19 protein-coding genes and 1 tRNA gene are annotated in these 18117 nt (G+C 40.4%); 4 read left to right on the top strand and 16 right to left on the bottom strand.

Going from position 1 to position 18117, the window contains the following annotated elements; translation table 11 throughout:
• Nucleotides 1-5 precede the first annotated feature (5 nt).
• From thiS to murA, 11 genes are all read right to left on the bottom strand, one after another.
• The gene (gene thiS, locus CYP26_RS05720) at nucleotides 6-209 is read right to left on the bottom strand and encodes a sulfur carrier protein ThiS (protein ID WP_103630719.1); all 204 of its coding nucleotides are present in this window, start codon (nucleotides 207-209) and stop codon (nucleotides 6-8) included.
• The gene (locus tag CYP26_RS05715; RefSeq protein ID WP_103630718.1) at nucleotides 209-1387 is read right to left on the bottom strand and encodes a pyridoxal phosphate-dependent aminotransferase; all 1179 of its coding nucleotides are present in this window, start codon (nucleotides 1385-1387) and stop codon (nucleotides 209-211) included. The genes thiS and CYP26_RS05715 overlap by 1 nt, the downstream gene beginning before the upstream one ends.
• Nucleotides 1388-1398: 11 nt before the next feature.
• Nucleotides 1399-3234 carry a biosynthetic arginine decarboxylase gene (gene speA / locus CYP26_RS05710; protein WP_021086180.1) on the bottom strand — a complete coding sequence of 612 codons (1836 nt, stop codon included), beginning with the start codon at nucleotides 3232-3234 and terminating at the stop codon, nucleotides 1399-1401.
• Entirely contained in the window at nucleotides 3231-4457 is a 1227-nt protein-coding gene (gene hisS / locus CYP26_RS05705; RefSeq protein WP_103630717.1) for a histidine--tRNA ligase, read from the bottom strand. Before hisS ends, speA begins: the two co-directional genes overlap by 4 nt.
• Before the next feature lie 30 nt (nucleotides 4458-4487).
• Nucleotides 4488-5075, bottom strand: a complete 588-nt coding sequence (tmk, locus tag CYP26_RS05700) for a dTMP kinase (protein WP_103630716.1) — start codon at nucleotides 5073-5075, stop codon at nucleotides 4488-4490.
• A 1-nt stretch (nucleotide 5076) separates the two neighbouring features.
• A complete protein-coding gene (coaD, locus tag CYP26_RS05695) occupies nucleotides 5077-5547 on the bottom strand; it encodes a pantetheine-phosphate adenylyltransferase (RefSeq protein ID WP_103630715.1) in 471 nt (156 codons plus the stop codon).
• Nucleotides 5544-6095: a UbiX family flavin prenyltransferase gene (locus CYP26_RS05690; protein ID WP_103630714.1), complete on the bottom strand. Its 552-nt coding sequence runs from the start codon at nucleotides 6093-6095 to the stop codon at nucleotides 5544-5546. The genes coaD and CYP26_RS05690 overlap by 4 nt, the downstream gene beginning before the upstream one ends.
• Complete coding sequence (flgA, locus tag CYP26_RS05685) at nucleotides 6092-6898, bottom strand: flagellar basal body P-ring formation chaperone FlgA (RefSeq protein ID WP_103630713.1); 807 nt, start codon at nucleotides 6896-6898, stop codon at nucleotides 6092-6094. Before flgA ends, CYP26_RS05690 begins: the two co-directional genes overlap by 4 nt.
• Before the next feature lie 65 nt (nucleotides 6899-6963).
• Nucleotides 6964-7038: transfer RNA gene (locus CYP26_RS05680), tRNA-Gly, on the bottom strand.
• Between the two features lie 50 nt (nucleotides 7039-7088).
• The gene (locus CYP26_RS05675) at nucleotides 7089-8249 is read right to left on the bottom strand and encodes a molybdopterin molybdotransferase MoeA (RefSeq protein ID WP_103630712.1); all 1161 of its coding nucleotides are present in this window, start codon (nucleotides 8247-8249) and stop codon (nucleotides 7089-7091) included.
• Between the two features lie 2 nt (nucleotides 8250-8251).
• Nucleotides 8252-9520, bottom strand: a complete 1269-nt coding sequence (murA, locus tag CYP26_RS05670) for a UDP-N-acetylglucosamine 1-carboxyvinyltransferase (RefSeq protein WP_103567538.1) — start codon at nucleotides 9518-9520, stop codon at nucleotides 8252-8254.
• A 138-nt stretch (nucleotides 9521-9658) separates the two neighbouring features.
• Here murA and CYP26_RS05665 point away from each other — a divergent pair, with 138 nt between their 5' ends.
• Genes CYP26_RS05665 through CYP26_RS05650 form a run of 4 tightly spaced genes read left to right on the top strand, consistent with a single transcriptional unit; the run spans nucleotide 9659 to nucleotide 12191 of the window.
• Entirely contained in the window at nucleotides 9659-10339 is a 681-nt protein-coding gene (locus CYP26_RS05665; protein ID WP_103630711.1) for an NlpC/P60 family protein, read from the top strand.
• Nucleotides 10323-10898: a rhomboid family intramembrane serine protease gene (locus CYP26_RS05660; RefSeq protein ID WP_103630710.1), complete on the top strand. Its 576-nt coding sequence runs from the start codon at nucleotides 10323-10325 to the stop codon at nucleotides 10896-10898. The genes CYP26_RS05665 and CYP26_RS05660 overlap by 17 nt, the downstream gene beginning before the upstream one ends.
• On the top strand, nucleotides 10885-11697 hold the full coding sequence (locus CYP26_RS05655; protein ID WP_103630709.1) for a ferritin-like domain-containing protein: 813 nt from the start codon (nucleotides 10885-10887) through the stop codon (nucleotides 11695-11697). The genes CYP26_RS05660 and CYP26_RS05655 overlap by 14 nt, the downstream gene beginning before the upstream one ends.
• A complete protein-coding gene (locus CYP26_RS05650; protein WP_103630708.1) occupies nucleotides 11694-12191 on the top strand; it encodes a SixA phosphatase family protein in 498 nt (165 codons plus the stop codon). The genes CYP26_RS05655 and CYP26_RS05650 overlap by 4 nt, the downstream gene beginning before the upstream one ends.
• A 460-nt stretch (nucleotides 12192-12651) precedes the next feature.
• On the opposite strand, the gene CYP26_RS10175 is transcribed toward CYP26_RS05650, so the two are convergent.
• The 5 genes from CYP26_RS10175 to CYP26_RS05630 form a co-directional block, all read right to left on the bottom strand.
• A complete protein-coding gene (locus tag CYP26_RS10175) occupies nucleotides 12652-12906 on the bottom strand; it encodes a hypothetical protein (RefSeq protein WP_141090085.1) in 255 nt (84 codons plus the stop codon).
• Nucleotides 12907-13121: 215 nt separating this feature from the next.
• Nucleotides 13122-13613, bottom strand: coding sequence for a flagellar protein (locus CYP26_RS05645; protein ID WP_103630707.1), 492 nt, complete (start codon nucleotides 13611-13613; stop codon nucleotides 13122-13124).
• A 4-nt stretch (nucleotides 13614-13617) separates the two neighbouring features.
• Nucleotides 13618-14964, bottom strand: coding sequence for a TolC family protein (locus tag CYP26_RS05640; RefSeq protein WP_103630706.1), 1347 nt, complete (start codon nucleotides 14962-14964; stop codon nucleotides 13618-13620).
• A gap of 1 nt (nucleotide 14965) precedes the next feature.
• Complete coding sequence (locus CYP26_RS05635) at nucleotides 14966-16894, bottom strand: MacB family efflux pump subunit (protein ID WP_103630705.1); 1929 nt, start codon at nucleotides 16892-16894, stop codon at nucleotides 14966-14968.
• Complete coding sequence (locus tag CYP26_RS05630; protein ID WP_103630704.1) at nucleotides 16895-18091, bottom strand: efflux RND transporter periplasmic adaptor subunit; 1197 nt, start codon at nucleotides 18089-18091, stop codon at nucleotides 16895-16897. It abuts the gene before it with no gap.
• Nucleotides 18092-18117 lie beyond the last annotated feature (26 nt).

Genomic DNA, 18117 nt, shown 5'->3' with positions numbered 1-18117 from the left:
TCTCCTCATCCACCGCCAACTAAAGTGACGATCTCATAAGCTTTGCCCTCGCTCATGAAGCGCTCACGCCAAAACTTTTTTGGCAAAATTTCTCCATCTCGCTCAAGGGCTATAAATTTAAGCTCATAGCCATTTTGAGCTAAAAATTCATAAACATTTATATCGTTTTCAAGCTCGAAAATTTTGCCATTTACTCTAAATTTGATCATTAAATTTTGTAGCTTTTTACAAAATTTGCGATCCTCTCGATCGCTCTTTTTATGCTCTCGATGTCTGTTGCAAAAGAAATTCTAAAGTATCCCTCCATGCCAAAGCCCACACCTGGCACGGTTGCTACGTTTGCCTCTTCAAGCATCTTTTTGCAAAATCTAAGCGAGTCGCCATCTACATCTTTGCATTTTACAAATAGATAAAACGCGCCATCAGGCTTAACTACGCTTAGCCCAGGGATAGCGTTTATCATTTCAACTGCCACGTCGCGTCTTCTCTCATACTCTTTTCTCATGTTTTCGATATCGTCGTCAGTTTCGCCAAGAAGTGACGGGATAGCGCCTATTTGCACGATCGAGCTGATGTTACTTGTGCTTTGACTCTGAAGCTTTTTGATGCCAGCAATTAGCCAGTCCATCGAGCTTGCTATGTAGCCAAATCTCCAGCCAGGCATCGCGCCACATTTGCTTAGTCCGTTTATCGTGACCGTTCTTTTAAAAAGATCTTCGCTCACTGAAGCTACTGCGTGAAATTTCTTGCCGTAGATCACTTTTTCATAAATTTCATCGCTTGTGACGATGATGTCAGTGCCCTTTAAAACCTCACCAAATGCCGCAATCTCATCTTTTGTATATACAGCTCCGGTTGGGTTTGTCGGGTGATTTAGCGAAAAGACTTTTGTCTTTGGTGTGATCGCTTTTTTTAGCTGCTCGGCTGTGACTTTGAAATTTGTGCTCTCGTCTGCCTCGATAAAAACAGGCACGCCACCACAAAATTTAACGATCTCAGGGTAGCTCACCCAGTATGGAGAGGGGATGATGACTTCATCACCTGGGTTGATAAGCGCTTGGAAAACATTAAAAAGTGAATGTTTTGCGCCGATGTTTGTGACGATTTGATTTGCTTTATAGTCAAGGCCGTTATCTCTTTTTAGCTTTGCTCTAATGGCGTCTATAACCTCAGGCAGGCCCGGCACTGGCGTGTATTTGCCGCTTTTGCTATCATTATCAAGTGCGTTTTTTACAGTTTCTCTTATCTTTTTTGGAGTCATAAAGTCAGGCTCACCAGCTGAAAGCGAGATCACGTCGATACCAGCAGCCTTCATCTCTTTGGCCTTTGTGCTGATCGCGATTGTGATTGATTCGCTTAATGTTTGCATTCTGTTTGCTAGTTGCATTTTCGTCCTTTTTAGTTGATTGTCTTTAAGTAGCTATTGTCATTTAAAAATAGATAAAGTTCGCCCAAAATTTGCTTCTTTTGTGTTTCGTTTATCAGAGTTGATTTCTCTAAGCGTTCATTTAGAGTGTCTTGGATCTCGTAGATATCGTAGTCCATGTCCTCCATGATATCAAGGATCGACTGGCTCTCTAGTAAATTTGTGATCTTGTAGCCGTCACTTGTTATCTCCACGGTAGCTTCTGTCGGATGAGTAAAGAGGTTGTGCTTCATGCCGATTACCTCTTGATATGCGCCAACTAGGAAAAATCCCAAGAAATAATCCTCCTTCTCCACATCCACATCGTGCAAAAGTAGTGGGTTTTTCTCGTCATCATAGCTGATCTCGCCGTCGCTATCGCAAGTGATATCCCAGATCGAAGCTGGCAGAGTAGGGCGCTCATCAAGCCTGTCAAGCGGCATGATAGGGAAATTTTGCTTTAGCCCCCAAAAGTCTGGCAAGCTTTGAAAGATCGAGAAATTTAGCAAGTATCTCTCTTGAACCTCTTTTTGAATTTTGGTTAGATCGCTTGAGTTGCTCTTGTTGCCAAGCATCACGACAGCTTTTTTGCTAATGAGCCTTAAAAGCACCTCTGCGTTTGATCTATCTTGCAGATCGACATAGCCTAGATCAAAGAGCGTAAGGATGCTCTCGGTGTGATGGATGGCGTCGTGCAGGTACTCTAGGGCGTTTGAAGGCTTGATTGATTTATAAAGATCAACTAGCTCGGTTATTAAATTTGGATTGTTTTTCTTTAAATTTAACTTCTCTTCGGTGTATTCTTGAGAAAAAAGTTCAAGCACAGGAGCGACCAAAAGCGCGTGAGAAGCGGCGATATAGCGACCTGACTCTATGAAAATATCTGGCTCGATCTCCTTTTTTTGCTCGCTTATGGTTTTTAGCATATAAACAACGTCGTTTGCGTATTCGTTTAGCGTATAGTTTCTGCTACTCTCCTCTTTAAACTGCGAGTATTCAATCGCTAGACCGCCGCCTAAATTTATCGCTTTTAAATTTGTTGCACCCATTTTTCTAAGCTCAGCGTAGATGTTGCCAGCCTCGATGAGTGCCTTTTTAAGAGGGTGGATTTCGCTTATTTGAGAGCCGATGTGAAAGTGTATCATCGTGAAGTTTTCAAGTAAATTTGCCTTTTTTAGCATCTTTACAGCTTCTATTAGCTCGGTTGATGTTAGGCCAAATTTAGAGTGTATGCCACCACTTTTTGCCCAGAGCCCCGATCCTGTCGAGTGTAGTCTCACTCTAAGTCCGATCTTTGGTTTTGGTTTAAAGCGCTCTTTTGCGATGGCGATTATCGCTTCAAGCTCGTTTAAACCCTCGATCGTTAGTGTGATGTTATGCCCCATTTCTGCGGCGATGAAGCCTATATTTATCATCTCTTTATCTTTAAAGCCATTTACCGTTATAGGCGCTTTGTCGTTGTTATAAGCCATCGTTAAAAGTAGCTCAGCCTTGCTACCAGCCTCAAGGCCGTAGTTATAGGGCTTGCCAAGGCGAACTAGATTTTTTACAAAGCCTGGATATTGATTTACTTTAAGCGGAAAAACGGCGTTAAAGCTGCCTTTGTAGGCAAATTCTTTCTTTGCCTTTGCAAAGCTTGCGTGGATCTGCTCGATCTGCTTTTGGATAAGGTGCGGAAAGCGAAGTAGTAGTGGTCCTCTATATCCGTCGTCCCTGATATCACGCACGATGTCAATGATAGCTGGCTTGCTAGCTTCGTTTATGCAGACTTTGCCGTCTTCTATCACAAAATTTGAATTGCCCCAAATGCTAAGTCCAAAATCATTCATCCCAGCTCCTTTTCAAGCTCATCTAAATTTATCGTTTTTTCATCTTTGGTCTCTAAATTTTTATACCAAATTTTATTCTCTTTCATCTCATTTTCGCCCACACAAAGGAAAATTTTTGCATTTTTATTGTCGGCATTTTGCAGATGTTTTTGAAGTTTTTTGGCTTCATAAGAAATTTCAACCTGATATTTTTTGCGAAGTTTAGAGCCAAGCGCATAGACAAAGTCTAAATTTGGCGCATCAAGCGCGCAAAGATAAACTCCAGCTCGCTCATCCTGGGTCTCACCTAAAATTTCCATTATCCTCTCAACACCCATCGCAAAACCAACGCCGTAACTTGCTCTACCGCCAAGATATTCAACCAGCCTATCATATCTGCCACCCCCTGCTACTGCACTTTGTGAGCCGATCTCGTTGCTTATAAACTCAAACGCCGTCTTGCAGTAGTAGTCTAAGCCGCGAACGAGTTTGGTATCTATCTCAAATTTAACGCCATTTGCTGTTAAAATTTCTTGCAGCTTTGCAAAATCAGCCTGCGCCTCGCAGCTTAAGCTATCAGTGATGACTGGGGCATTTTTGTAAATTTCTTGGCAGCTCTCGACCTTGCAGTCTAGCACGCGGATAGGGTTTAAAAGCTTGCGTCTTTTACAGTCTTCGCAAATTTTTTCATCGTTTTCATCTAGAAATTTAACAAGCTTTGCTTTGTAAGACTTCATCGAGCTCTCATCGCCAAGCGAGTTAATCTTTAGGGTTGTTTTTATATTTAGTCTGTTAAAAATTTCGCTCACCATTAAGATAATGCTCGCATCCTCATAGACGCTGCCCTCGCCAAAGCACTCACAGCCAAACTGGTGAAACTCTCTTAAACGGCCTTTTTGCGGGCGCTCATAGCGAAACATCGAGCCGTGATAAAAGCAGCGTTTTGTCACGTTTGCTCTGTCGAGTTTTGCCTCGATAAACGCTCTAACAACGCCAGCTGTGCCCTCAGGACGCAAGCAAACGTCGTTGCCGCCTTTGTCTTCAAACTGATACATCTCTTTACCCACGATGTCGCTACTCTCGCCGACACTTCTTTTAAAAAGCGCCGTCTCCTCGAGGTGCGGGGTCAAAATTTGCTCATATCCGTAGTTTTTTGCGACTTCCTCGCAGGTTTTTATTATCTGTGCGTAAAGTTTTGCGCGAGCTGGAAGCATATCTTTCATGCCACGAAGTGCCGTTATCATCGCATTATCCTTTTTTATTTTTTTGTGATTTTACTTAAAATTTATAAAATTTTCTATCTCTTTTGAAATTAGCTCTATGCTTTTAGACGCGTCTATAAAAAGCGTTTCAAAGCCATTTTTGATAAGAATTTGCTTCATCAGGCTTTGCACTTTTAAAAGATACTCTAACCCTCGAGCCTCGATCTTATCGCTAGTGCCTCTATTTTTTAGACGCGAGCTTATAAGCTCAGAGCTTGCTTCAAAAAAGATGATCTTATCTGCAAATTTATCATTTAGTGCAAATTTATTAAGCTCTAAAAGCACGTTTTCATCTAAGTTTTCATCATTTGCTAAAGCGTAGGCGATGCCCGAGATAAAGCCTCTGTCGCTTAAAATGAGCCTACCTAAATTTGGAGCAACCAGCTTTTCAAAATGCTCAGCCCTGTCAGCTAAAAAGAGTAAAATTTCAGTCCTTTTGCCTATTTTTATGTTTGAGCTTAGTAAAATTTCACGTAAATTTTCACCAAGCTGCGTGCCGCCTGGCTCTTTTGTGACGATGACATCACTAAATTTAGAGGCTAAAATTTCTATCTGCGTGCTCTTGCCAACGCCGTCAATGCCTTCAAACAAAACATACATTTTACGCCTTTAAATTTTTAAGAATTTTTGCTGGCACTAGGTTGCTCACGTCACCGTCGTGGCGCAAGACTGAGCGGACGATCGAGCTTGAAATGAAAGCGTTATTTAAGCTTGGCATAAGATAAACTGTCTCAAATTCGTCCCAAAGCGCAGCGTTTGCGTAGCCGATTTGTAGCTCGTATTCAAAGTCGCTAACAGCGCGAAGCCCCCTGATGACAGTGTTTATGCCGTGCGACTTAGCAAAATCAACCAACAAGTTATCAAAGCCAAGCACGCTTACGTTTTTTAGCTCACAGACTGCCTCTTTTGCCATCTCTATGCGCTTTTTGTGTGCGAACATCGGCTGTTTGCTATCACTTTTTGCGACTGCGACTATTACTTTGTCAAAAATTTTTGTAGCCCTTATGATGACGTCTAAATGGCCGTTTGTGATGGGGTCAAAGGTCCCTGGATAGATGCAAGATTTTTTCAAATTTGCCACCTTTTGTAAAGATTATTTTGGATTTTTAAGGCATCAAGCCACTTGCCGATGATGAAATTTTCCATATCATGAAGGCTCTTTATGCCTGCGTAGTAGCCTAAAACTGGCGGAGCGATGGTAGCTCCAAGAGATGAGAGTAGCTGCATCTGAGAAAGTACGATCGCAGAAAACGGCATCTCTCTAACGCCCAAAACTAGGGTTTGCCTCTCTTTTAGCGCGACGCTTGCAGCCCTTGTGATGAGCGTGTCGCTTATGCCATTTGCAACCTTTGCTAGAGTGTTGGTAGAGCAGGGCGCTATGATTATAGCATCCGTGCCAAATGAGCCAGATGCTGGACCAGCGCTAAGATCCAAATCATCATAAATTTTCACGCCAAGATTATTTAAATTTAGCCTCAAATTTTCTTCAGCCTCCAAAACTTTCATGGCGTTTTTACTAACTATGACGTGCGCCTCACAGCTATCTTTGGCGGCATTTATTAGCTTTAGAAAAAGCCCAGCTCCACTTGCTCCGGTGGCTGCAAAAACTACTTTTTTCATCTGATAATCGCCTCATCTTTGCCTGAAACTGTGGCCTGTAAAATTTTATTTTCTCTTGTTCTTATCTTTATCATATCGCCTAAATTTCCATCTTCAAGCGCTTTTACTTCAGCGATTATCTTGACACCACCCTCGCTTAAGACTGCATTTAGCATTTGACCTTTTTTGACTAAACTTATGGCGTTAAACTGGCGTTTGGTTAAAATTTCTCCGCTTCTTATCTGTACTTTTGTAACAAGTGTTGAGGCACTAAGTCCAAAAAGCGCGTCACGTGGCCATTTGCTAAACTCAATCATCGTTGGTTGGTAATCAAGCAGGCTTAAAATGTGGTTTGTGTTCATTGAATTTATAGCGATAAAAACTGGCATTTTGGCGTTAAAGCTAAATTTAAAATAAAGGCTCTTTAAGCTTAGATCAACATCCTCAAATGAGGCTCTAAAAACGCCTTTTTGGCTATTTTGATCGTTTAAAAAGATATTTTTAAAGACTAAGTCTTTAAAATTTGCAGGGAGTTTGTTTTGCGGGCTGATGCTAAGATCGCTCACACTGATGCCTGGATACTCGTTGCTGATCTCTCTTAGAAATTGCATCTGAATTTCATCCATGATAGAGCAGTTTTTCACAAAAGCCACGCTACCGCCGCTTTTGTCATTATATGTTTTAAAATTTGCTGTTAGAATTTCATAGAGTTTTTTGCTATCTATCTTGGCTGCTCTTTTACCCTCTAAGTTTAAAATTTCATTATCTTCGCCTTCAAAGCCAAAAGTACTGAGTGAAATTTGATCATTTACGACACAATACATCGGATAGATGCTGACTTCATTTGCAAAAAGTTTTGTGGAAAATAAAAGAATGAATATAAAAAAGATGGAGCGGGAAACGAGATTCGAACTCGCGACCCCAACCTTGGCAAGGTTGTGCTCTACCCCTGAGCTATTCCCGCAATCAAAATGAAGTCCGCATTTTATCAGATTGTTTTTCATTTGTCAAGGATTATGGAAGTTTTATGACTAAAATTTCACTATTTTGTGAAATTTCACTTTGATCAGGGCTAGTTATCAGCACAAAATCGCTCTTTAATATATGATTTATCATGCCTGAGCCATATTTTCCGCCATCAGTTGCTATAAATTTACCATCAGTTATATTGCCAAAAACAGCATTTGCTCTGCCCGATTTTACCTTTAAATTTTCGCTATTTATAGCTTTTTGCGTCACAAAGCACTCGTTTTTTAGAAGTGGCAAAACAAGCATCATCGTGCAAAGATAAGCAGCCATAGGGTTGCCAGGCAAGATAAAAACAAGTCTGCCGTCTTTTTCGTAAGCCTTACAAGGTCTGCCAGGTCTTATGTCAAGGTGTGAGTAAATTTCATCGTATCCAAGCTCGCTTAAGGCTATCTTCATAAAGTCAGCCTCGCCAGCGCTCGCTCCGCCAGAGCAGATAACGATGTCGTAGTTTGTAGCGTTTAAAAATGCCTCTTTTACGGCGCTAAGCTCATCTTTTATAATGCCAAGATATGAGCTTTTTTGACCGATTGAGCTAAGAAGTGCAGCTATGCCAAAGGCATTTGCGTTGTAAATTTCATCCTCGCTCGCTCTTTGCCAAGGCTCGATGATCTCATTTCCGCTTGAGTAAATTCCAACACTAGGTTGCTTTTTAACTTCTATAAAGCTTATGCCCTGAGCTGCTAACATCATCACGCTTCTTGTGTCTAAAATTTCGCCACTTTTTAGTAAAATTTCACCAACCTTTGTCTCTTCGCCCTTAAAGCGGTAAGCCTCGCCTTTTTTAAGCTTAGCTGGCGCTTTTACAAACTCGCCCTCAACGACGCAATCTTCAAATCTCATGACCGTATCAGAGCCCTTTGGCATCTTAGCGCCTGTCATTATCTTCACACACTCGTTTTTGCCGATACTTAGCTGCTCTTTATCGCCCGCAAAGGCACATGCGATGATCTTATAAGGCTCATCTTTCTCATCAAATTTAACCGCAAAACCATCAAGCGCTGAGTTATCAAAGCAGGGCAGGTCTTTAACAGCTATCACGTCATTTGCTAAGGTTTTGCCAAGAGCCTCGCTAAGAGGTAAAATTTCACTCTCATTTTTTGGTCTAAATTTAGCCCTTAAAGCCTCAAGTGCGTCATTTACTAGCATTTTTACTCCTCAAGCCTAACTATTTTTGCCCCAAGGCTTTTAAATTTCTCCTCAAGCCTCTCGTAGCCTCTATCAAGGTGATAAATTCTATGCACCAAGCTCTCGCCATTTGCGATAAGAGCAGCTAGTATCAGCGCTGAGCTCGCTCTAAGGTCAGTCGCCATAACATCAGCTGCGTTTAAATTTGCAGGGGCATAAACGCTTGCGATATGGCCATTTAGGCGGATATCTGCGCCCATCCTAGCTAGCTCACTAACGTGCATAAAGCGGTTTTCAAAAAGCCTCTCATCTATCGTGCTAACGCCATTTGCTGCTAGACAAAGCGCCATAAACTGAGCCTGCATATCGGTCGGAAAGCCAGGATATTCAGTCGTTCTTATCTCGACTGGTTTTATCTCATTTGTCGGCAAAATCGTGATCTTATCGCCATCCACTTCAATACCAAAGCCCATCTCTTCAAATTTATTTAAAATGGCTGTCATGTGCGCAGCATTCGCCCTTGTGACTGAAATTTTGCTATTTGTGATAGCTCCAGCGCAAAGGTATGTGCCAGCCTCGATCCTATCTGGGATGACCTCGATATCGCAAATTTCAAGTAGCTTTTGACCGCTACCAGTGATCTTTAGCTCGCTCGTGCCGATGCCTTCTATCTTTACGCCACTTTTTGCCAAAATTTCACAAATTTGCACCACTTCAGGCTCAAGTGCGACGTTAAAAAGCTCTGTCGTGCCGTGCGCTAGGGCCGCTGCCATGATGATGTTTTCGCTGCCAGTTACGGTGATCTTATCAAAAACTATCTTTGCGCCTTTTAGGCCATTTGGTGCGGTTGCGACAACGTAGCCTTGCTTTATCTCGATATTTGCGCCCATTTTCTCAAGTGCGCTTAGATGCAGATCTATTGGCCTTTGTCCGATCGCGCAGCCACCAGGCAGGCTCACTTCGCAGTGTCCAAAGCGCGCTAGAAGCGGACCCAGCGTCAAGATAGAAGCACGCATCTTTCTAACGATGTCGTAGTTCGCCGTGGTCGAATTTACACTGCTCGTGTCGATACTTAGTGAGTTTTCATCTTTAAATTCGCACTTTGCGCCAAGATTAACTAGCAACTGACAAAGCGTCTTTATGTCAGCGACATTTGGGATATTTGTTAAATTTATCTTATTTTTAGCAAGTAGGGTTAGGGCGATGATAGGTAGGGCGGCATTTTTGGCTCCGCTGATCTTTACTTCGCCGCTTAATTTGGCATTGCCTTCTATTTTTAGATAGTGCATCATTATTTTTTGCCTTAAGAAAATATATTTTTTGCCGATTATATTGTTTTTAAACTTAGAGTAAAGAAAACAGGGCGCTATTTTCGCTTTATTTACATTTAAGAGTTAAAATTACGAAAATTAATTATTTTGGATAAAAATATGTTAAGTTTAATAAATAAAAGAATATTTTTTGCACTCTGCATTGCGCTTTTTACAGGTTGTTCTTTCACCTCAAATGAGCCTAAAATCCCACAAAATGACTATAATCAAACTACCTCTATAAACGAAGACTTTAGCAGGCAAACTTCAAGTGAGCTTTTAGACGAAGATGACGGCAGAGCAGATAAAGAATTTGGTTCATTTTTTAAAAAATACTTAAACACTAGAGCAGGGGGCGACTGCTCAGGTTTTGTCTCTATCGTAAATGCAAAATATAAAAATATGTATTTTGATGAAAAAACCATCAATAACTACTACAGCAAGGGTGGCAGAAAGTCAAAAGCCATCTACAACTTCTATGAAAGCCAAAATTTAATTACTCATAAAAATCCAAAAAAAGGCGATCTTATCTTCTTTTCAAACACCCTTGGTAAAGGCATACAAAAAAATAAAGACAAGAAAAACGTCACTCACGTCGGCATCGTAACAGCTATACTCCCAGACGAGACGGTGAAATTTATCCACAACTCTGGTGGCAGGATCATCCACAGCTATATGAATTTAAAACAAAAAAACACGCATCTAAAGGGCGACAAAGAGATAAACAGCTACGTCGTAAGATGCTCAAACGCTAGCTGCCTTGCGGCAAATAGATTTGCTGGATATGGCAAAGCTAAGTAGCCCAGCTACATTTGCACTTATCCTTTTAAATTTAGCTGCATTTTTTGGTATCACCTTTCTGCACTCGCGTGAGTTATGGCTCGCGCTTGGCTTAAATATCTATTTTTTAGAAAAATTCTATCTATTTCAGCCTCTCACATCTATCTTTATACACGCAGGCGCAGGTCACTTGCTCATGAATATGCTCTTTTTATATCAAGTTGGCACGGTGAGCGAGCTATATCTTGGTACGAAAAAATTTATCATTTTTTATATCGTTGGTGGCGTTTTGACGCAAATTTTAAGCTTTATTTATATATATTTTGCATTTGAAAATGAGAAATTTATAAATTTAGTCGGTGCAAGCGGCGCTTTGTCTATGCTCTTTGGCATGCTGGCGACCTCGTTACTTTACTCGGATAAAAAGGCGTGGTTTGGATACTTTGCCACCCTGATAGCCATGAGCTTTTTGCCGCTATTTATGGGCATAAATGTCGCATGGTACGCGCACTTTATAGGCTGGACTGTCGGCTGTTTGTATGCTAAATTTTACTTAAAGAGAGCAGATGAGATTTTTTGATGAGATCTGGGACATTTTAAACGAAGGCGATGTGGGGCTTAAATTTTTAAAATTTGAGCTGTTTTACGAGAAATTTAGATCAAATTTGGATATTTGTTTTGATGAAATTTCTGCGCCAAATGAGCTAACTACCCCATGCTACGCTAAATTTTGCGACGTCGTTAGTATGAAAGAGCTAAACAAAAAGGTAAAGCCAAAAGATAAAAACCTAAATTTCATCCACTCAGTCGCTCACATCGAGTTTAGTGCCATTGACATCGCGCTTGATGCTTGTTATAGGTTTAGAGGGCTGCCAAGGGAGTTTTACGAGGACTGGCTGGAGGTGACTGAGGATGAGATCAGGCACTTTTGTATGATAGAAAATTTACTCACAAAACAAGGCGGCAGATACGGCGAGCTAAGCGTACATGACGGCCTTTTTATCGCACTTCAAAAGACTTCAGACAAGCTCACTAGCCGCATGGCACTGCTACCAAGATATATGGAGGCAAACGGCCTTGACGCAAACGCTCACATCATTAAAAGGCTAGAGGGCGAGGGTGGCAATGAGGAGCTTATTGAGTGCCTAAAAGTCATCTTAAAAGAGGAAGTTTCTCACGTTTATAAGGGCGATAAATGGTTTAAATTTGCCTGTAAAAAAGAGGGTGTCAATGAGAAAAGCTACTTTGACATCATATTAAATTTATATCCAAATTCATTTAAAAGCATTAGAGAGATCAACGAAAAAGACCGCTTAAAGGCAGGTTTTAGCGAGGAAGAACTTAGTTGGATAAAGAATTTCTCAAAGGAGAGATCATGAGCAAAATTTACTTCATAAGGCACGCAAAAGCAGTCGATGAGAACAAAGACGGCGCAAAAGACGCTTCAAGAGAGCTTAGCCCAAAAGGAAAAGAAGACGCTAAATTTATGGCTAGCAGGCTAAAAATGTATGATGTGATGCCAGGAGCTATCTTTTCAAGCAGTGCTAAAAGATGCGAGCAAACAGCAAAAATCATCGCTAAAACTTTAAAATTTAAAGAAAAATCCATAGAGATAAAAGACGAGCTTTATGACATAAGCTTTGAGGATCTTTTAGAGTTTGTAAGAAATTTGGATAAAAATTTAGATGAAATTTTTATCATCACGCACAATCCAAGCATAACTGAAATTTGCGAATATCTAAGCGACTCATCGATCGATAATATCCCAACTTCAGGGATTTTTTGTATAGAGTTTAAGTGTAAATTTAAAGAGCTAAAAGAGGGCAGTGCAAAAGCTTTGTTCTTTGATCACCCAAAGAAACATCAAAGATAAGTTTTAGAAAAAAACGCAAATTCATTTATTGTGATTTGATAGGCACAAAGGATATCTGCTTATTTAATTTTCAAATGCAAGTTTTGCTTTTGAACCAAAAACATTTTCTACTCAAATTTTAAAATTTATTGCTCCATTTTTGAAAATTTAACCATTTCAAGCTCAAATCACCAAGCATAAAAGCAAATTTAAAATCAACCATAATTGCAATACCAAAATATGACAAAAGGTAAAATGCAAGATATTTTATATATTTTGTATTGAAAACTATAATTTTCAAATTGATATTTTAAAATCTTTATTCTACTCGTTTAAAAGTTTTAAATGGCTAGATTTGGCTAGGTTTTGCATTTTATCTTTTGTGTGATCAAAATTTATCCATTAAATTTGGCGTAAAAAAATTTGTAAGAAAATTAGTTAAATTTTACACTTTTCAAAAATTGTGAAATTTGCATTTATCTTATATATAACTTAAAATTTGATCTACCCTATTTTGAAAATGGCGAGCGAGAGTTACCTTGAGTGCTTGTGCTTCTTGCTCTAAAAAGTAGCACAACCCTTGAAAAGCCGCGATAAATGTAAATAAAGTACTTGCTTGAGATGGCATTTTTGAAAGCAAATTTAATCCAAAGCGAGTGTTTTTTAAAAGCCGATAAGGCAATCTTATACGTGCTAAAAATAAGAATAGTGCGTGATATCTGTTTTTATGCGCCAAATATTATCTTGCGCGTTAAATTTTAAAGCAAGGAGTTAATTTTGCCATTCAAAGGCAACTTATAAAACTAAAAAATTGTTTTTGTATATCAAAGAGTTATCTTTTGCGTTAAATTTTTAGATTTGAGTGATCTTTCGTGCTAAATTTAAGAGCTAGTAGTTAAATTTACTATGAAAACACACCTGAAAACTATTTTTAAAGACAAAGTGCGTGAATTAAATTTTATCATTAAAAAGTGTGCGAATATCTAGTGTATAGTTTTTGGGCATAAAGATCGGTGAGTCTAAAATTTTAAGCACGCCGTCATCAAATGAGAGAAATTCCACTACTCTTTTGCGTTTGTTGTCAGTTTTTATGCTGATATCGGCTAGGCGAAGTATCTTTACGATCTGCATTTTATCTGCCGTCCATTCAGAAAAAGCTAGAAATTTAGAGTCGTCTGAAAACAAAAAGCAAGCAGTCGCTCTCTCGCTAAGTAAAATTTGATGAGTGCTGCCATCTTTAACTAAATTTTGATCCAAATTTGATAGCGTTTTTGCGTGGTTTAAGAGCTCGTTTTTTAAATTTAGATAGTGCTCGCCATTTATAAAAAGCCGTAGCTCACCAAGGGTTGGAGCGCCCATAGCGACCTCGTAGCCTTCAAATTTAGCGCTAAATTTGCCATCCTTGCTGCACGCGTTTGCCTCGTAGTCCCAAGCCAAGCTCATAAATTTACCTATTAAATTTGCCAGCCATCGCTTTGTAGATATTTAGCTCATCTTGTAAAAGCGTGTATTTTGCTTTTAGTAACCCTATTTTGGCCTCCAGCTCGCTGTTTTTCGCCTCTAAAAACTGCTTTAGCTCGACCTTGCCGTAAGAGTATTTTAGCTCATAAATTTTTGAAATTTCCTCGTAGTTTTTTATCTGCTCTTGGTAGTTTGTAAGTAGTGCTTCGTCATTTAAGTAGCCTTTGTAAAATGCGTCTATCTCGTTTAGCGCGCTATTTAGAGTGCTTATGTAGTTTAGCTTTGCAAGCTCGAAATTCGCCTCGCTAACCTTTAAATTTGACTTTAGTTTGTGGTAGTTTAAAAATGGCAAATTTAAAGCGATGTTTCCATTTAGAAATTTAAGGCTAAAGGCTTCCTCTTTTTTGTCGGTGCTACTTTTTAGGCTGGCTCCTAGCGTGATGCTTGGATAAAACTCTTTTTGGCTCGCTTTGTAGTTTAAGATACCCTCTTCTATGCGGAAAATGGCCGCTCTTAGATCAGGTCGGTTTGCTATGGCACTTGTTGGCACTTCAAGATCAACGCCCACTCTTTTAACGGGACTTAGCGTGAGAGCTTCAAATTTAAGCTCAAATTCTGGCCTCTTATTTAGCAAAATCCTAAGCGTTTTTTTAGCGCTCACAAGCTCTTTTTTGGCGCTTTCTATCTTATTTTGAGCGTTTAGTTGCTGTGAGTTTATCTGTTTTAAGCTTAGTGCCTCCTCTTTGCCAAGCTTAAATTTAAGCTCAACTATCTCGTTTAGTTTGTTATAAATTTCTAAAATTTGCTCATAAGTTTTAATGCTCTCATTTAGATATAAGATCTGAAAATAAGCATCTGTTACGGAGTTTATTACGCTTAGTTTGGCGGCTTCTAGGTCAAATTTGCTAGCATCTGCTTCAAACATCGCTGCGTCTTTGCTATTTGCTAGCTTTTGCCAAAGGTCAAGCTCGTAGCTAAGCCCTATGCTTGAGCCAAAACTTCTACTAGAAGCGCCGCCCTCTTTTATATTTTTGCTACTTCCAGCCTCGACGCCAGCGTTAAAGCTTGGTATTAAATTTGCCTGCAAAACACCAGCTTGAGCGAGCGCTTTATTTACATTTATCGCAGCTTTTGCAAGGTCGGTGTTGTTTTTAAGCGCAAGCGCTACAAGCTCATCAAGATAGTTTTGCTCATACTGCTTCCACCAAGAAGTGTCTAAATTTAGCTCGTCACTGGCGTTATCTTCAAGTAAAATTTGCTTGTAGTTTTCATCTATATTTTTAACAGCGCAACCGCTTAAAACGAGCACTAAAGCTAGACTTAGAAATTTCATATTACTCCCTTGAAAGCGCATCTATTGGATTTAGTTTTGAGGCGTTTTTGGCAGGCATGTAGCCAAAGATGATGCCAATCGCCATCGATGTGACAAGTGCAAGCACGATCGAGCCGTTTGAAAAGATCATGCTAAAGCCGTTTAAGAAGTTGTTAAAGATGTAGCCAATAGCATAGGATAGGACGATGCCGATGGCACCGCCTATTAGGCAAAGTAGCACCGCCTCTATCAAAAACTGCTGCAAGATGTTGCTCTGTCTGGCTCCGATCGCCATTTTTATGCCTATCTCTTTGGTGCGCTCGGTGACTGAGACTAGCATGATATTCATGACGCCTATGCCCCCAACTACGAGCGAAACGACGGCTATGCTTGAGATGAGAAGGCGCATGGTTGAGATGGTCTCTTCGATCGTTTGTTTGATACTGTCTGAGTTTCTTGTAAAAAAGTCCTTTTTGCCGTGCTTGATCTCTAAAAGCTCGCTTAGGCTCTTTTCGGCGATTTGCGCATTGACACCTTCATTTACTTTAGCTGTGATCGAGCTTATAAATTTATCCCCTGTGACCTTGTTTAGCACAGTCGTGTAAGGGGCGTAAATTTTAAGCGTGCTGGCGTCGCCAATCTTAAAATCATCCTTTTGCAAAACGCCGATAATGCGAAGTGGCTTTTTGTTAAAAAGTATGATCTTACCGATAGGATCATCATTTTTAAAGATACTATTTTTGGTGTTTTGATCGATTAGAGCAACTGAATCAGAGTTTAAAACCTCGTCTTCATCGTAAATTCTGCCCTCTTCTAGCTTTAGCCCATTTACGTCAAAGCTCCCTACTCCACCACCTTTTAGGCTCGCACTTAGCGAGATATTTTCATAGGTTAGCACGCCTGAAGTGCTTGTATTTGGTGTGACTGAGTCCAGAAAGGACTGCTTAGCAAGCATGTTTGCGTCGCTTATGGAGAGCGTTTTTACCTTGCCTGAGAGCATATCGCCAAAGCCTTTACCGGGCATGATGTCGATCGTGTTAGTGCCGATCTTTCTGATACCAGCTAAAATTTGCTCCTGCGAGCCTTTGCCAAGGGCCACGACGCTAATGACTGCGGTTATGCCGATAATAATGCCAAGCATGGTTAAAAGCGATCTTAGTTTATGAGCTAGCATCGCATTTACCGACATTTTAAAGCTCTCTATGAGCTGGTCTTTATAGTAGGTAAATTTGCTCTTTTCTGGCTGAGTTTGCTTTACGGTTTCGTAAATTTTGCTATTTTTTACATTGTCGCTTACGATGTTGCCATCTTTTATCTCGATCACCCTGCTTGCGTATTCGGCGATCTTTGGGTCGTGTGTGACGATGATGATAGTGTGGCCTTTTTTGTAAAGATCAACCAAAATTTCCATCACTCTTAGCCCACTTTTGCTATCAAGCGCGCCAGTTGGCTCGTCTGCTAAAATGATCTCGCCGCCATTCATCAGCGCCCTTGCTATGGAGACCCTTTGCTGTTGTCCGCCTGAAAGTTTATTTGGTAAATTTTTTGCTTTTTCGCTAAGTCCAAGTGAGCCAAGAAGCTCATTAGCTCTTTTCTCTCGCTCGCTCTTGTTTGCCCCTGCGTATATGCTAGGCAGCGCTACGTTTTCAAGGGCATTCATCGTGCTAAGCAGGTTATATCTTTGAAAGATAAAGCCAAATTTATCCCTTCTAAGCTTGGCAAGCGAGTCGCTATCAAATTTTGATATTTCTTTGCCATCAAGCAGGTACTGCCCACCACTTGGGCTATCTAAGCAGCCAAGGATGTTCATCAGGGTTGATTTACCAGAGCCAGACTGACCGATGATGGCTATAAACTCACCCTTTTTTATCTCTAAATTTATGCCATGCAAGATCTCTATCTCATTTTCGCCTAGCTTAAAGCTTTTGGTGATGTTTTTTAGGCTTATCACTTAAAACTTCTTATGTTCTTTTGCGATCATCTTAGCGATCTCGCTTGATGAGCCTTGAGATGTGATGATCTCATCGCCCTCGTTTATGCCGCTGATGATCTGCGTATCGAGGTTGTCTTTTATGCCGGTTTTGACCGCTGTTTTTACTGGCTTGCCATCTTTTAGCACATAGACAAAAGTGCCGTTTTCATCTTTTTTGATGCCGATGCTTGGCACGATGATGGCGTCCTCGACATTTGCTATTAAAAGCTCGTTTTGTGTGGTCATACCTATTCTTAAAATTCCATCTTTATTATCAACAATGCTTTGCGCGTAGTAATAAACCGCCGAGCTGCTGCTTGAGCTACTTGAATATGAAGACTTACTGCTGCTACTTGAGCCGTAGCTGCCATCACTTAGCGTAGTAAGCCCCGGATCTATCGAGCTAACAGTCGTTTGAAATTTCTTCGTTGGTTCAGAGAGGATCGAGTACTCAACCGGCGTGCCGACTTTGATCTTTGTGATGTCGCCCTCTGCTATTTGCATCTTCATCTTTACATGGCTAAGATCAGCGATATTTACGATAGTTGGCGTAGTTTGGTTGGCATTTACAGTCTGACCCTCCTCGACCTGCACGCTTACTACGGTGCCGTCTCTTGGTGCGGTGATCTTTGTGTAGCCTAAATTTATCTTAGCGGTGCTTAGCTCGATATTTGTCTGCTTAATCTGTGCTTCAAGCTCTTTTATCTTGGCGCTATTTGCACTATATGTGTTTTTTGCGCTTTCAAATTCTTGCTTTGAAGTGGCGTTTTTAGAAAATAGTGCGTTTTCTCTATCAAACTGCGTTTTAGCGATATTTAGAGCCACTTTTGCGCTTTCTAGCTGGGCTTTGTAGATGGCAAGCTGTGCTTCTTTATTATCAATGCTATTTTGCTGGGTCGAGCTATCGATACTTGCGATCATATCACCCTTTTTTACCTGATCTCCAAGCTTAACGTATAGCTTTTTTATCTGACCACTCACCTGAGCTCCCACGTCGATTAGCTCGGTGGCGAAAATTTCTCCAGTCGCATCGACTTTCTTGCTAAATGAGCCCTTCTTTGCCTTTTTAGTGATAAACTCCACCTTTTCATCTTTTATATTGAAAAATTTATCATAGACGAAGTATCCGCCAACGCCTAAAATAAGCAGGATTATTAAAATTTTAGTTTTTTTCATCGCTTCTCTTTGTAAAAAATTGATAA

Source organism: Campylobacter concisus (genome assembly GCF_002913225.1).
GTDB lineage: Bacteria > Campylobacterota > Campylobacteria > Campylobacterales > Campylobacteraceae > Campylobacter_A > Campylobacter_A concisus_J.
This window is presented reverse-complemented; position numbering and strand designations above follow the sequence as displayed.

Bases quoted from the DNA above. Each gene is read 5' to 3' on its own strand.
- CYP26_RS05630 (WP_103630704.1), bottom strand. From the start codon at position 18,091: ATGAAAAAAACTAAAATTTTAATAATCCTGCTTATTTTAGGCGTTGGC.
- CYP26_RS05675 (WP_103630712.1), bottom strand. From the start codon at position 8,249: ATGCTAGTAAATGACGCACTTGAGGCTTTAAGGGCTAAATTTAGACCA.
- CYP26_RS05640 (WP_103630706.1), bottom strand. From the start codon at position 14,964: ATGAAATTTCTAAGTCTAGCTTTAGTGCTCGTTTTAAGCGGTTGCGCT.
- flgA (WP_103630713.1), bottom strand. From the start codon at position 6,898: ATGTATTGTGTCGTAAATGATCAAATTTCACTCAGTACTTTTGGCTTT.
- CYP26_RS05645 (WP_103630707.1), bottom strand. From the start codon at position 13,613: ATGAGCTTGGCTTGGGACTACGAGGCAAACGCGTGCAGCAAGGATGGC.
- CYP26_RS05650 (WP_103630708.1), top strand. From the start codon at position 11,694: ATGAGCAAAATTTACTTCATAAGGCACGCAAAAGCAGTCGATGAGAAC.
- speA (WP_021086180.1), bottom strand. From the start codon at position 3,234: ATGAATGATTTTGGACTTAGCATTTGGGGCAATTCAAATTTTGTGATA.
- hisS (WP_103630717.1), bottom strand. From the start codon at position 4,457: ATGATAACGGCACTTCGTGGCATGAAAGATATGCTTCCAGCTCGCGCA.
- thiS (WP_103630719.1), bottom strand. From the start codon at position 209: ATGATCAAATTTAGAGTAAATGGCAAAATTTTCGAGCTTGAAAACGAT.
- CYP26_RS05660 (WP_103630710.1), top strand. From the start codon at position 10,323: ATGGCAAAGCTAAGTAGCCCAGCTACATTTGCACTTATCCTTTTAAAT.
- tmk (WP_103630716.1), bottom strand. From the start codon at position 5,075: ATGTATGTTTTGTTTGAAGGCATTGACGGCGTTGGCAAGAGCACGCAG.
- CYP26_RS05690 (WP_103630714.1), bottom strand. From the start codon at position 6,095: ATGAAAAAAGTAGTTTTTGCAGCCACCGGAGCAAGTGGAGCTGGGCTT.
- CYP26_RS05655 (WP_103630709.1), top strand. From the start codon at position 10,885: ATGAGATTTTTTGATGAGATCTGGGACATTTTAAACGAAGGCGATGTG.
- murA (WP_103567538.1), bottom strand. From the start codon at position 9,520: ATGATGCACTATCTAAAAATAGAAGGCAATGCCAAATTAAGCGGCGAA.
- CYP26_RS05715 (WP_103630718.1), bottom strand. From the start codon at position 1,387: ATGCAACTAGCAAACAGAATGCAAACATTAAGCGAATCAATCACAATC.
- CYP26_RS05665 (WP_103630711.1), top strand. From the start codon at position 9,659: ATGTTAAGTTTAATAAATAAAAGAATATTTTTTGCACTCTGCATTGCG.